Source organism: Hymenobacter gelipurpurascens (assembly GCF_900187375.1).
In the GTDB taxonomy this organism is placed as follows: Bacteria; Bacteroidota; Bacteroidia; order Cytophagales; family Hymenobacteraceae; genus Hymenobacter; species Hymenobacter gelipurpurascens.
The window spans coordinates 2,683,406-2,696,983 of the sequence record NZ_FYEW01000001.1 but is presented as its reverse complement, the minus strand read 5'-3'; the positions used below and the strand labels follow the sequence as shown (position 1 = coordinate 2,696,983).

The 13,578-nt window shown below is 57.4% G+C and carries 14 protein-coding genes; 7 read left to right on the top strand and 7 right to left on the bottom strand.

Annotation, left to right across the window (positions count from 1 at the left end):
• Nucleotides 1-86 precede the first annotated feature (86 nt).
• The 3 genes from CFT68_RS11465 to pruA all read right to left on the bottom strand — a co-directional run bounded on the left by CFT68_RS11465 (nucleotide 87) and on the right by pruA (nucleotide 3,072).
• Entirely contained in the window at nucleotides 87-641 is a 555-nt protein-coding gene (locus tag CFT68_RS11465; protein WP_088843547.1) for an NADH-quinone oxidoreductase subunit B, read from the bottom strand.
• A gap of 73 nt (nucleotides 642-714) precedes the next feature.
• On the bottom strand, nucleotides 715-1,104 hold the full coding sequence (locus tag CFT68_RS11460; RefSeq protein ID WP_088843770.1) for an NADH-quinone oxidoreductase subunit A: 390 nt from the start codon (nucleotides 1,102-1,104) through the stop codon (nucleotides 715-717).
• A 300-nt stretch (nucleotides 1,105-1,404) separates the two neighbouring features.
• On the bottom strand, nucleotides 1,405-3,072 hold the full coding sequence (pruA, locus tag CFT68_RS11455; protein WP_088843769.1) for an L-glutamate gamma-semialdehyde dehydrogenase: 1,668 nt from the start codon (nucleotides 3,070-3,072) through the stop codon (nucleotides 1,405-1,407).
• Nucleotides 3,073-3,206: 134 nt separating this feature from the next.
• Between pruA and CFT68_RS11450 the strand changes: the two genes are divergently transcribed.
• A complete protein-coding gene (locus tag CFT68_RS11450) occupies nucleotides 3,207-4,205 on the top strand; it encodes a glycoside hydrolase family 43 protein (protein WP_088843546.1) in 999 nt (332 codons plus the stop codon).
• Between the two features lie 506 nt (nucleotides 4,206-4,711).
• On the opposite strand, the gene CFT68_RS11440 is transcribed toward CFT68_RS11450, so the two are convergent.
• The 4 genes from CFT68_RS11440 to CFT68_RS11425 all read right to left on the bottom strand — a co-directional run bounded on the left by CFT68_RS11440 (nucleotide 4,712) and on the right by CFT68_RS11425 (nucleotide 6,883).
• Nucleotides 4,712-5,260: a hypothetical protein gene (locus CFT68_RS11440; protein WP_141106529.1), complete on the bottom strand. Its 549-nt coding sequence runs from the start codon at nucleotides 5,258-5,260 to the stop codon at nucleotides 4,712-4,714.
• 110 nt (nucleotides 5,261-5,370) lie between these two features.
• Nucleotides 5,371-6,066 (bottom strand): YjjG family noncanonical pyrimidine nucleotidase, encoded by a 696-nt coding sequence (locus CFT68_RS11435; protein ID WP_088843543.1) that lies wholly within the window; start codon nucleotides 6,064-6,066, stop codon nucleotides 5,371-5,373.
• Nucleotides 6,067-6,119: 53 nt separating this feature from the next.
• Entirely contained in the window at nucleotides 6,120-6,449 is a 330-nt protein-coding gene (locus tag CFT68_RS11430) for a (2Fe-2S) ferredoxin domain-containing protein (RefSeq protein ID WP_088843542.1), read from the bottom strand.
• A 35-nt stretch (nucleotides 6,450-6,484) separates the two neighbouring features.
• Entirely contained in the window at nucleotides 6,485-6,883 is a 399-nt protein-coding gene (locus CFT68_RS11425) for an ArsR/SmtB family transcription factor (RefSeq protein WP_088843541.1), read from the bottom strand.
• A 111-nt stretch (nucleotides 6,884-6,994) separates the two neighbouring features.
• Here CFT68_RS11425 and CFT68_RS11420 point away from each other — a divergent pair, with 111 nt between their 5' ends.
• From CFT68_RS11420 to CFT68_RS11395, 6 genes are all read left to right on the top strand, one after another.
• The gene (locus tag CFT68_RS11420; protein WP_141106528.1) at nucleotides 6,995-7,693 is read left to right on the top strand and encodes a peptidase associated/transthyretin-like domain-containing protein; all 699 of its coding nucleotides are present in this window, start codon (nucleotides 6,995-6,997) and stop codon (nucleotides 7,691-7,693) included.
• Between the two features lie 362 nt (nucleotides 7,694-8,055).
• Nucleotides 8,056-9,441, top strand: coding sequence for an NAD(P)/FAD-dependent oxidoreductase (locus tag CFT68_RS11415; RefSeq protein WP_088843539.1), 1,386 nt, complete (start codon nucleotides 8,056-8,058; stop codon nucleotides 9,439-9,441).
• A gap of 169 nt (nucleotides 9,442-9,610) precedes the next feature.
• Nucleotides 9,611-10,279 (top strand): urease accessory protein, encoded by a 669-nt coding sequence (locus tag CFT68_RS11410; protein WP_088843538.1) that lies wholly within the window; start codon nucleotides 9,611-9,613, stop codon nucleotides 10,277-10,279.
• 2 nt (nucleotides 10,280-10,281) lie between these two features.
• On the top strand, nucleotides 10,282-10,977 hold the full coding sequence (locus CFT68_RS11405; RefSeq protein WP_088843537.1) for an urease subunit beta: 696 nt from the start codon (nucleotides 10,282-10,284) through the stop codon (nucleotides 10,975-10,977).
• 157 nt (nucleotides 10,978-11,134) lie between these two features.
• Complete coding sequence (gene ureC, locus CFT68_RS11400; protein ID WP_088843536.1) at nucleotides 11,135-12,850, top strand: urease subunit alpha; 1,716 nt, start codon at nucleotides 11,135-11,137, stop codon at nucleotides 12,848-12,850.
• 38 nt (nucleotides 12,851-12,888) lie between these two features.
• Nucleotides 12,889-13,572, top strand: a complete 684-nt coding sequence (locus CFT68_RS11395) for an urease accessory protein UreF (RefSeq protein WP_088843535.1) — start codon at nucleotides 12,889-12,891, stop codon at nucleotides 13,570-13,572.
• Nucleotides 13,573-13,578 lie beyond the last annotated feature (6 nt).

Below are 13,578 nucleotides of genomic sequence, written 5' to 3'. Positions count from 1 at the left end.
TAGGAGCTAGAAGTTAGGAGCTAGAAAGAAGTGAATTAGCGAAGCCATCTAGAGAGAACGAATTCTCGCTTCCAGCTCCTATCTCCTTACTTAATATTGTAAGATGCCAGCAGAGCCTGATACTCAGGCGAGTTGCGACGACGCAATGATTCGTTTTTGGCCAGATCCTGCACCCGCATCAGGCCATCTAGCACCTGCTCGGGGCGGGGTGGGCAGCCGGGCACGTACACGTCAACCGGAATGATGCGGTCAATGCCCTGGAGCACGGAGTACGTATCGAAGATGCCGCCTGAGCAGGCGCAAGCACCCATAGCCAGCACCCAACGAGGCTCAGCCATCTGCTCGTACACCTGCTTCACGATGGGAGCCATTTTCTTGGCAATAGTCCCCATCACCATTAGCAAGTCGGCCTGGCGAGGCGAGAAGCTAGGGCGCTCCGAGCCGAAGCGGGAGATATCATAGTGAGAGCCCATGGTTGCCATGAACTCGATGCCGCAGCATGAGGTAGCGAAAGGCAATGGCCAGAGCGAGTTAGCACGAGCAATGCCCACCACTTTTTCCAGCGACGTGGCGAAGAAGCCAGCACCTTCGATGCCCTCAGGTGCGTCTACCGTTTTGATTTCAGGAACTCTATTATCCATCAGAGAAAGTCAGTTAAAGAAAGCCGGTTACCCCGCTTTTTTGAACAGTAGCTACGACTTAAAAGTTTGGCTACTAGGCCTCATTCCAGCGTAATACGCCTTTTTTGATGACGTATGCGAAACCTGCCATAAGCAGGGTCAGAAACACAATCATCTCGATAAAGCCATCTTTACCTAAAGCCCGGAAGTTCACGGCCCAAGGGTACATGAAGATTACCTCCACATCGAAGAGCACGAACAGGATGGCTGTGAGGAAGTACTTCACCGAAATAGGAGTGCGGGCGTTGCCCACCGATTCGATGCCGCACTCAAAGGCCTCATCCTTTACCACGCTCTTGCGGCGCGGACCCACGAGGTGGGAGACTATCATGGCAAAAGCCACAAAGGCAATAGCCAATACAAACTGCACGATAATCGGCAGAAAATCAGAAGGCTGGTAGTTGGTTGGAACTGCGAGAAGCATAGGCGTCGACAGGTAAGGGCCGCTCAGGAACGGCATGGAAGGCAAAGGTAGCGCGAAAAGCGCGGGGAACAAAGGTGAAACACGGCCGCAGGATAAAGGTGTATGATTGACTATAAACTGTTTTTCGTTATACTACTGCCCGGGCCTGCTACTCCCCACCGGTACACAATGCAGGAGTATCTCCGCTACCAGCGGCTACCCTCCTTGCGGGTTCCGTTGTTAACGGACAACGAGGCCTAGTAAACATGAAAACGCCACCCCGGTTTCCCGAAGTGGCGTTTTGCTGGGTAGCTGACTGGCCTAGAAGCCGCCTTTAGCTACATTGAGGTCTTCGTGGTTGTCTACGCCCAGGAAGGGGTAGCGGTAATCTACCGGCGGCACGAAGGTTTCCTTGATGGCGCGCGGCGAAACCCAGCGGAGCAGGTTCAGCATAGAGCCGGCCTTGTCGTTGGTGCCGGAGGCGCGGGCACCGCCGAAAGGCTGCTGGCCTACGACAGCGCCAGTGGGCTTATCGTTGATGTAGAAGTTGCCGGCCGCGTGCACCAGCTTCTTGGAAGCCAGATCGATGGCGTAGCGGTCTTGGGAGAAGATGGCGCCGGTGAGAGCGTAAGGCGAGGTGCCATCTACCACGTCCAGAATCTTCTCGAATTCCTGCGAATCGTAAACGTAAATCGTGATAACGGGGCCGAACAGCTCGTCGCACATTGTCACGTACTTGGGGTCTTTGGTCACGATAACCGTGGGCTCGATGAAGTAGCCTTTCGACTTGTCATGGCCGCCGCCGGCAATGATTTCAACGCCTTCATCCTGCTTGGCGGCATCAATGTACTTGGCCAGCTTATCAAAGGAAACCTCGCTGATAACGGCATTGACGAAGTTCGAGAAGTCTTCCACGTCGCCCATTTTGATGGACTTCAGGTCTTCCTGCAGATACCCTTTCACCTCGTCCCAGATGTTGCTCGGGATATAGGCGCGGCTGGCCGCTGAACACTTCTGACCCTGAAACTCGAAGGCGCCGCGCGTGATGGCCGTAGCAACCTGCTTGGGGTGCGCCGAGTGGTGCGCCAGGATAAAGTCCTTGCCGCCGGTTTCGCCCACAATGCGCGGGTAGCTGCGGTACTTATGAATGTTCTGGCCGATGGTTTTCCAGATGTTCTGGAACACGCCGGTAGAGCCGGTGAAGTGGATGCCCGCGAAATCAGGGTGCGAGAAGATAATGTCGCCGGCCATAGGACCGTCCACATAAATGAGGTTGATAACGCCATCGGGCACGCCGGCTTCCTGGAACAGTTCCATCAGCACCTGCGCCGAATAGATCTGCGTGTAAGCCGGCTTCCACACAATTGTGTTGCCCATCATGGCCGCCGAAGTAGGGAGGTTGCCGGCGATAGAAGTGAAGTTGAAAGGCGTGAGGGCAAACACGAAACCCTCCAGAGGGCGCTGCTCCAGGCGGTTCCACATACCGGGCAGCGACTCGGGCTGCTGCTGGTAGATTTGCTGCATGAAGTGCACGTTGAAGCGGAAAAAGTCGATCAGCTCGCACGCGGCATCAATCTCGGCTTGAAACGCATTTTTGCTCTGGCCCAGCATGGTGGCCGCGTTGATGCGGGCACGATAGGGGCCGGCCAGCAGGTCGGCGGCTTTCAGGAAGATAGCCGCACGATGCTCCCATGGCAGCTCGGCCCACTGGGTGCGGGCGGCCAGGGCGGCGTCAATGGCCTGATGCACGTGCGACGCGTCGCCCTCGTGGAAGTGGCCTAGGGTATGCTGGTGGTCGTGGGGCGGGCTGATGCGCTGGGTGTTGCCGGTGCGCACTGGCTTACCACCAATATACATCGGGATGTCGCGCTCCTGCTGCTTCAGCTCTTTGAGCGTCTTGAGTAGTTCGAGGCGCTCGGGGGAGCCGGGAGCGTAGCCTTTTACGGGTTCGTTAATCGGGACGGGGACGTTGAAAAAGCCAGTGGCCATACGCAGGCGAAGTTTAGGTGGACGGTTGAAGACGTAGGTGGGAGAGGCAAAGGTAGCCAGCCGCCACAAATGATAGGCCTAGGCCTATCAAGAAGACGTAGGAAGCGTAGATACTGGCCTAGCCTTCTCTGCAAATGATCCAGCCGCCGCACTTGCACTACACGAATCCTATCTGGAATGATGACTTCCCGGACCCTACTATTATTCGGGCTGAAGATGGGTTCTACTATGCCTACGGCACTCAAACCAAACGGGAAGGCGTCATCATTAACCTGCAGATAGCGCGCTCCACTGATCTGGTACATTGGGAGTACTTGGGAGAAGGGTTGCCGGAAAAGCCCGTTTGGGCAAGCAGAACTCAGAAAATATGGGCGCCGCACGTCAGTGAGCACGCTGGCCGCTACTACCTCTATTACTCTGCCAAGCCGAATGCCAAGCGTGGCCTATGCCTAGCCGTCGCCATAGCCGAGGCTCCCGCCGGACCTTTCACGGACATCGGCCAGCCGTTGCAGTGCGGCCCTGGCTTCCGTAACATCGACCCTATGGCCTTCGACGACCCCGCCACCGGGAAAAAGCTCCTGTACTGGGGTTCCGGCTTTGGCCCCCTGATGGTGCGGGAACTCGCCGACGACCGAATATCCTTTTTGCCGGGCAGCAAAACCCGCAAGCTCATCTATCCGGCCGGTGCCGGCGATCCGAAGCGCTACGATCAACTGGTGGAAGGCAGTTGGGTGGTGCTGCGCGACGAGTGGTACTACTTGTTCTACTCCGGCAATAACTGCTGTGGCGATGATGCCCATTACGGTGTGCTAGTGGCCCGTTCGCGCTCGGCCATGGGGCCTTTTGAAACGCTGGCCGAAGCTACCGATGACCCCTACCGGATGCTGCTGGAAGGCAACGAGCATTGGCGCGCCCCCGGCCACAACTGCGTAATCAAGGATGCCGAGGGCCACGACTGGCTGGCCTACCATGCCATCGACCCCCGCCAGCCCACCTTCGATGCCATTGACGCCGAACAAGGCTACTCGCGTCGTGTGCTGCTCCTGGATCGGTTGGAATACGTGGACGGGTGGCCTAGGCTCGTGACGGGCGGCACGCCGTCGTGGAAGGCACAGCCCGCGCCAGTGGTTTGAAAGAAGTGTGCAGTGGCCTAGGAAGGAATTCTCAGTCTGCTAGATACCCGTCTGGCCTGCGGTTTCGCCACTCCCGATTCGTACTTATGCTGTCGAACAAGCAAAGTAGACACCCCGCACTAATCACCATCAGCTGGCCGCTAAATGCCCATTCGGTTGCCAAAAGCGTATTTTGATGATCCTGGCCAAAGTAGCACACCTTAACGGTAGCACCTTCCTGTAACGAATCGTGCGTGTATCTGTCCGTGACTACGCGCGCCTGAAGCGCGTTGCCTTGCCGGTGTTGGTACTTGACGAGCAAGTAATAAACCCCACTGCTGCCTGAGCCCTCTTTGCCCAGATGCTGATATACTTTTGCGGGTGCCTTGGTACCATGTAGAATACGCCACCGTTGTCCCGTTTTCCAGAGCGTAACCATTAGCGCAACGCCGGCAAGAGGAAGGAGTAGCCACGCCCGAACCCATAAACTCAGAGCAGATTGCTGCGCCATGATCTGAGGGTACCATCTACAACTGGCCTAGCAGCTCTTTTACCTGCCGTTCTAGGTCAGTGAAGGAGCCATTGTTGTGCAGAGTGGCCGAGAAGTGCGAATACTGGTCGAGGGCGGTTTCGCTGAGATGCTCGTCGTCGCGGGTGCCGTCGCCGCGCTGGTGGAGCGGGTCGCCTTCCACGCGCAGCATAATGCCGCCGCGGCTGCGGATGAGGTCGGCCTCGTTGGGGAAGCGCACATCCGGGATGAGGGTGAACTGCTCATTGGGAAGCTGCGAGAAAAAGGCCTGCACCCAGATATCGGGCTCCCACTGGCGGAGCGCTAGGCCTACTTGCTGCAGCATCTCGCCGCGGGTACGCCCAAAGGCGGGCAACTTCTCCTTTTTGCCTTGCTGGGAAAAGTAAGGCGCGGTGCCTTCGCCGGCCAGCGCGGCGCATACAGCTTTAATTGGTTCGCCTATGGAGCGAATATGCCAGCGCCGCTCCGGCTGCAATTGCTGAATAAGACGGGCAATCGTGTCTTTGCCACTACCCCGGCGTCCGGAAAAACCAATTAATCGTGTCATCGGTGGCAAAGGTAGGCCACGCAGGAATTATTCAGCCAAGACAGCTCTACTGATCCACATATCATCCTGATGCAGGAAGGATGACGGGCGAGCGGGGGCTGTTCAGTGGCCTACAGAATGTCCTTTAGCTCACTCAGGCACGCAATTTCATACGTGGTCTGGATGGCGTGGCGACGCTTTTCAGGGTTGAAGTACACTTGGTCGATGCCGGCATTATAGGCACCTAGTACGTCGCACTCCAGATTGTCGCCAATCATGAGGCTTTCCGGGGCGGTGGCGCCGGTCCGTTCCAGCGCGTGCTGGAAAATGCGCGTGTCGGGCTTGAGGTGGCCGCAACACTCCGAGGTGACTATTTCCTGAAAATAATCGGTCAGGCTGGAGGCATTCAGCTTCAGGTACTGAATGTCTTTGAAGCCATTCGTAATCAGGTGCAGCTCATAGCCTTTGTCGCGCAGGTAGTCCAGCACCTCGTAGGTGTAGGGGAATACCGCCGACTTCTTAGGCAGAATATCCGTGAACTGCTCCGAAATACCGGCCGGCGAATCTTCCTCCGATAGGCCTAGCTTTACGAAAGTGCGCGGGAAACGAGTAGCACGCAATTGCTGCTGCGTGATTTTATTGTTCTGATACAGCCGCCACAACCCGTGGTTGATGTCCGAATACACCCGGATAAATTCGTCCACCGTGAACGTGCCATACCGGCCTAGCTGGTGGTCATCATATAAGTGCCGCAGCGTTTCGTCGGCGTTGGTTTCAAAGTCCCACAGCGTGTGGTCGAGGTCGAAGAAAATATGGCGGTATTTCAAGGGAAGATGATGGCAAGTGAAGAGTAAGGAAGTGACAGACTAAGCGTGAGGTGCTATCCATCCAGCAGTAGTCGTTTGATAACACGCCCGTCGCCGAGGTGTTCCCGCACAATGTCGGAAGCGTCTTTGGGCTTCACGTCGCCATAAAAAACATTGTCGGGGTAGATGGCGACGGCCGCACCGGGACCTTTTTTGCAGTGCTTGCAGAGGTCGAGGCAGTTGCAGGTTTGCACGCGCACTTTGCGAGTAGTGCCACCCGTCAGGAGGGTTTTGAGGCCTTGCTTCTTGAGCTCTGTTTTCAGCGCCTTAGCTACGTCTTTCCCCACTTCATCCTTCTGGGCAGTACAAACAAACAGACGCGTAACGGCAGAGGCAGATTTCATAAGCAATAGTAAGCAGCTGGGCGGTGCCGACTGGCCTAGCGCTCCAGTGAAGTGCCCGTCCAGCGGCGATTCTGCAGCTTATACGCGGCCAGCTCCCGATTCGACCAGAGCGTCTGGTAGATCTTCTGGTCGTGCACCAGCTGCGGGTCGCGCTCCATATAGCCGAGCAGTTGGTGAACGAAGTCCTGGGCTTCATCCTTAATAAAGTAGAAAACCCAGTTATCGAGCCGCCGAAAATTCACCAAACCCGCATTTTTCAGGTAAGATAATTGCCGAGAGGTTTTTGTTTGGGTGAAGTCCAGCACCTGCTCCAGGTCGGAAATGCACATTTCCTGGTTGCGCCAGAGCAAATGCAGGATGCGCACCCGGCTGTCGTCGCCGAAGGCTTTGAATAGTTGCTGACCAAATGCAACGGTAAAGTGTTTCAGACGCATCTTTAGCTAGGAAGGGCAGGAGGAAAGGCCGGCGAGAGTCGGCCCGAATTTACACCAAACCAACCAGCGGCCCCCGAAAGAGCCGTATACTTGTAATCTGTAACGCCCTGTATGTCTGCTGTGGTTCGATTTCGTTTCTTCTCTTTGCCGGCCCTGTTTCTGCTGGTTTTGCTGGCTCTAGGCCTATTTGTGGCGCCACACGGCGCCCAGGCGCAGGGCCAGCGCCGCGTGGTGCAGTTCACGGGCATCGTGGCCACCGGCGACTCACTTTTGGGCGTACCGGGCGCGGCTATCTTCGTGCCCAAAGCAGGCCGCGGCACCGCCAGCAATGCCTACGGCTACTTCTCTCTGCCCGTGCTGGCCGGTGATAGTATCGTGATTCGGAGCCTGGGCTACCGCAACCAATATGTGATTATCCCGGAGGATTATCCGCGCCAGAGCTACTCCGTTATTGTGTCTCTGCGTGAGGATGCCACGGTGTTGCCTGAAGTGCGCATCTTCCCGTATGCCACTGAGAAAGCTTTCAAAGAAGCCTTTCTGGCTCTTAACCTGCCCAAGGAGCGGGGCTCCTCGGCCGCCGAAAACCTGAATGAGCAGGTGATGCGCCGCATGTTCAACAACCTGCCCGTCACGAGTACCGGCAACTACCGCCAGACCATGCAGCGGCAGCAGTACGACCAGTCGCTAAGGATGGGCACTGCCCCCACGCCGGGCACCAACAACCCACTCCTGAACCCGTTTAGCTGGCTGCAACTGATCAACCAGGTAAAGAGCGGCGAGTTCAAGAAGAAGGAAGGCATCGACTACTAGGCCTAGGCCACTCTCCCTGGCGACGACATATTCAGGTCATTGCGAGGAGGCACGACGAAGCCATCTTTCCTTAATCCGTGCGCGACTCCTTGATCTACTCAAAAGCCCTTACTTCCTATAGTAGAGGTAAGGGCTTTATTGTGTATCAACGGCCCATGTAATCGAGAAGGAAAGATGGCTTCGCTCCGCTCGCAATGACCGACTGGCCTACGCCGCTAGTTCTAGGCCAGTAGCTCCGCTCAGTAGACTGGCCTAGAACTAGCGACAAGCTCGTGCACAACCTGCGTCCGCTTTTTACGGTACAGGATTATGGCACTGTTGCCACAGCACGCCGCGCCAGTGCGGCCAGGCTTTCCTGTCTTATGGATACCAATCTTCCCGTTACATCACAACCTCGCATCGTCATTGTGGGCTGCGGCTTCGCGGGGCTGCGGCTGGCTAAAGATCTGGCCGACGCGCCGGTGCAGGTAGTGGTCATCGACCGCAATAATTATCACAACTTTCAGCCCCTGCTCTACCAGGTAGCCACCGGCGCCTTGGAGGCGGATAACATTGCGTATCCCATTCGCAAGATCTTTGCCGGGCAGCACAACTTCTTTTACCGCATGGCCGATGTGCAGCGCATCGACCCTGGCAGCAACACGGTCATCACCAATATCGGCGACATCCGCTACGACCACCTGGTGCTGGCTACCGGCTCGCTCACCAACTTTTTCGGGCTGGAAAGCATTGAGCGCAACGCCATGCAGATCAAGAGCATCCCGAATGCCCTGAACCTGCGCAGCTTCCTGTTCCAGAACTTCGAGAAAGCCCTGCTGAAGGAAGACCCCGCCGCGCGCCAGGCCCTGATGAACGTGGTAGTGGTAGGTGGCGGCCCCACCGGCGTGGAAATATGTGGCTCTCTGGCCGAGATGCGCAAAGACGTATTGCCCAAAGATTACCCCGAGCTCGACCTGAAGCAAATGGAAATCTACCTCGTAGAGGCCGGCGGCGAGGTATTGGGGCCCATGTCGAAACAGTCGCAGCAGAAGGCCAGGAAGTATCTGGAAGATATGAACATTCATATCCGGCTCAACACCTCGGCCAAGCGGTTCGAGGACTGCAAACTCTACACTTCCGATACCGAGTTTATCCGTACCGAAAACGTGATTTGGGCCGCCGGCGTGAATGGTGCCGACGTGCCCGGCCTACCCGAGGCCGTGGTGGCGCGCAACAAGCGCATCAATGTCGACCATGTGAACCGGGTCCAGGGTACCACCAACATCTACGCCATCGGCGACGTGGCTAACATGGTCACCGACGAGATGCCGCGCGGTTATCCCATGCTGGCCCCCGTGGCCATTCAGCAAGCCGAGCAATTGGCCGACAACTTCAAGCGCTTTATGCGCGGCGAGGCCATGAAGCCCTTCCATTATACCAATAAAGGCAGCATGGCCATTGTGGGCCGCAACCGCGCCGTAGTAGATTTGCCCGGCGAAAAGCATTTTGGCGGCTTCCTAGGCTGGCTGACCTGGCTATTTGTGCACTTAATGACATTGGTCGGCTTCCGCAACAAGATCGTTACGTTCGTGGACTGGGCTACCAGCTACCTCAGCTCCGACAAAGCGCTGCGCCTCATCATCCGGCCCTATAAGCGCAGCGACTTTAAGGATGATAAGGGCAAAGCCAACGCAGAGCATTTCAATGCAACGCCCCAGTATAACCCAACGCCGCCCGCTATTCAGGAGCCTGTAAAAACACAGGCCTAGTTCACTAAAACAAGTAGCCCCACCCACAAGGTGGGGTTTCTTTTTGGGGTGATATGGGGTAGAGTCTGCATAATTTCTTGGGAAAAGCCCTTAGATTAAGGCTCATCTTTTGCCCTAAGGTTTCTGCATGCACAATCTTTTGCCCATATCTTTTGCTTTCCTGGTAGGGATGGGCCACGCATTTGAAGCCGACCACCTGATTGCCGTCAGCACCCTAGTGGCTCGCCACGACAGCCGCCTGCTGGCCGTGAAAGATGGCCTGTACTGGGGCCTAGGCCACACTACCACGTTGGTAGTTTTTGGTGGCATGCTCCTGGGCACCCGCCTCACGCTGCTGCACTCTCACTATTTTGAAGCAGCTGTGGGCGCCATGCTACTCCTGATGGGCCTGAGCCGCCTGACCAACAGGGCCTACTACAGCAAAGGCCCGCCCCCGGCGCGCTACCGGCGCAGTACCGCTTACGCCGTAGGCCTCGTGCATGGGCTGGCGGGCAGCGGAGCGCTGGTGCTGCTGGTAATGGGTAGCATCAGCAGCATTTGGCTGGGAGTGGCCTACCTGCTATTGTTCGGGCTGGGCTCGGTACTAGGCATGCTGGGCGCCACCAGTCTGATGAGCGTGCCGTTCACCCAGCGCATGCGCTTCAGTCGCACACTTCGGCTGGGTCTGGTGGTGGCCTCCGCGCTGGTAAGCATCGGCTACGGTGGCTGGATGCTCTACAGCAATTTGAAGCCGGAAAAGGCAGGCATGAGTGCGCAACGCCCTGCCGCACAAGCACCCGCCGCCAAAACCCGCATGAGCCTGTATAACTCTCCGTTCTCTACTACACTTCTAGACTAGCCATGCATCTTTCGCCCAAAGACCTGGATAAGCTGGTGCTGCACCAGGCCGGCGTGGTAGCTCAGAAGCGCTACGCCCGCGGTCTGGCCCTGAACTATCCCGAAGCCGTAGCACTACTGGCTACCCAGCTCCTAGAGTTTATCCGGGATGGGGAGAGCGTGGCCGTGCTCATGAACAAGGGCAAGCATATTCTAGGCCACCAGGATGTGCTGCCCGGCGTGGCGGCGCTGCTGAGTGAGGTGCAGATTGAAGGCACGTTCCCCGATGGCACCAAACTCGTGACGGTACATTACCCCATTTGTCGGGAAGAAGGCTCTGCTGAGCTGGCCCTCTATGGCTCCGGCCTCACCCGCACCCCTAGGCCAGTAGCTGCCGCTCCAGTAGCCACAGCTACCCCCGGAGAATACCTGCTGGCTGATGCGCCGCTTACGCTAAACGAGGGCCGTGAAACTATAACAGTAGAAGTGCTCAACCGCGGCGACCGGCCCGTGCAGGTTGGGTCGCACTACCCGTTCTATGAAACCAACGAGGCGCTGGAATTCGACCGGACCGCCGCCCGCGGTTTTCGTCTCAACATCCCGGCCGGCACGGCCGTGCGCTTCGAGCCCGGTGAACGGAAGCCAGTGGAATTGGTGGCGCTGGCCGGCGAGCGGATGGTGTACGGCGGTAACGGACGAATTAATGGGCCACTTGATTAAGAATTTGCACAGCCCGTCATGCTGAGCTTGTCGAAGCATCTCTACCGCTGGCTAACCAACTGGCCTAGAGAAGTGGTAGAGATGCTTCGGCAAGCTCAGCATGACAGGTAGTGTAGCAGAATCAACAGTACAGGCAGCTTTAAAACCAATAGTCTATATGGCTCTTTCCCTCGACCGACGCGCTTACGCCGATATGTACGGCCCCACTACCGGCGACCGGGTGCGCCTGGGCGATACCAACCTTATCATTGAGGTAGAAAAGGACTTTTGCACCTACGGCGAGGAGTGCAAGTTCGGGGGTGGCAAGGTGCTGCGCGAAGGCATGGGGCAGGCCGCCGGAATTCCGCAAGCAGAAGCGCTGGACCTGCTCATCACCAACGCCCTGGTACTCGATTATACTGGCATTTATAAGGCCGATATTGGCATCAAGAACGGCCGGATTGTAGGCATCGGCAAGGCGGGTAACCCGCACATTATGCCCAACGTGACACCCGGCATGGTGGTAGGCGTAACCACGGAAGTAATAGCTGGCGAAGGCCAGATTCTGACGGCCGGCGGCATCGACTGCCACATTCACTTCATCTGCCCGCAGCAGATTGAAGAGGCGTTGGCCTCCGGCGTGACGACCATGCTGGGCGGCGGCACTGGGCCATCATCGGGCACGAATGCTACCACCTGCACGCCAGGCGCGTTTTACATTGAGATGATGTTGAAGGCTACGGATGCTTTTCCGCTCAACTTTGGGTTTCTTGGCAAGGGCAACACCTCCCGGCCCGAAGGGTTGCGGGAGCAGTTGGAGGCCGGCGCCGTAGGCTTCAAGCTGCACGAAGACTGGGGCACCACGCCTGCCGCCATTGATATGTGCCTGAGTATAGCCGAGCAGTACGATGTGCAGGTCTGCATTCATACCGATACGCTCAACGAAAGCGGCTTTGTGGAAACCTCCACGGCTGCCTTCAAGGGCCGCACCATTCACGCCTACCATACCGAGGGCGCCGGCGGCGGCCACGCCCCCGATATCATTAAAATCTGCAGGGAGCCCAACGTGATTCCATCCTCCACGAACCCCACGCGGCCCTTTACCATCAACACCATCGACGAGCACCTAGATATGCTCATGGTGTGCCACCACCTCGACAAGAACATTCCGGAAGATGTAGCCTTTGCCGAAAGCCGCATCCGGGGCGAGACGATTGCCGCCGAGGATATTCTGCACGATTTGGGCGCACTCAGCATCATTTCCTCCGACTCCCAGGCCATGGGCCGGGTGGGAGAAGTGCTCACGCGCACCTGGCAAACGGCCCACAAAATGAAGGAGCAGCGCGGTCTGCTGCCCGAAGACACTGACCGCGGCACCGACAACTTCCGCGCCCGCCGCTACATCGCCAAGTACACCATCAACCCAGCCCGTGCCCACGGATTCTCAGAGGAAATCGGCTCCGTAGAAATCGGGAAGCTGGCTGATCTGGTGCTCTGGAAACCGGCTTTTTTCGGCTCTCGCGCCGAGATGGTTATTAAGGGCGGCGTGATTGTGCGGGCCCAGATGGGCGACGCCAACGCCTCCATTCCTACGCCCCAGCCGTCGTACTCGCGGCCCATGTTCGGGAGCTACGGCAGTGCTACGGGGCCGACTTCCATAGCCTTCGTATCAGCGGCATCGGTGGGGCACGTGCGGGCTTCGTATGGCCTGAAAAAAGCCGTGGTGGCCGTAAAAGGCTGTCGCAGCGTCGCCAAAAAGGACATGGCCCTAAACGATTACCTGCCCAATATTGCCGTGGACCCCGAAACGTACCGCGTCACCGTCGATGGCGTGCACCTGACCTGCGAGCCCGCCACCAAGTTGCCACTGACGCAGCTGTACAACCTGTTTTAACCTCTAATATCTGGCCTAGGCCACTTCACACTTTCCTGATGCCAACCCGCCTTGCCCGTCTGTTGCACCTCGCCGATTCGGCCCTGCCGACGGGTGGCTTTGCATACTCCTACGGGCTGGAAAGCAGCCGCACGTTTGGGCTGATCCGCAATGCGGCGGGGCTACGCAATTACCTGTATTCGTATCTGCAGCAGATTATCAGCCTCGATGTACCGTTTCTAAGCGCTTGTTTCGCCGCCGAGTGGCCTACAGATACCGATGCATTGTGCCATATCGTAGAAGAGTATGATGCCATGCTGCTGGTACCCACACTGCACCGCGCCAGTCTGGCCCAAAGCAAGAACTGGCTGCGGCTGCTCAGCACGTTCTACCCGGAAAGTGGCCTAGACCACCTCAGCGCGGAGTTCAAGGCTCAGGATCTGCCGCTGCATTTTGTGCCGGTGCTGGCGCGGTGCTTGCGGCAGTTAGGGTATAGCTGCCAAGAGCTGCACACGCTGTACCTGCACCTAATGCTGCGCGACCAAATCAGTTCAGCTATCCGGCGGGGCTGCCTGGGTCCGATGGAAGGCCACCGCCTGCAGAACGATTTTTACGCACTTTTTGACCACCTGCTGGCGGGCGCCGAAACGGCCGACTACCGTACTGCCACGCGCTCAGCCAGCCTGCTCGATGCCGCCCAGATTCTGCATGAGCAGGTGTATTCCCGTCTGTTCCAAAACTAGATTCCT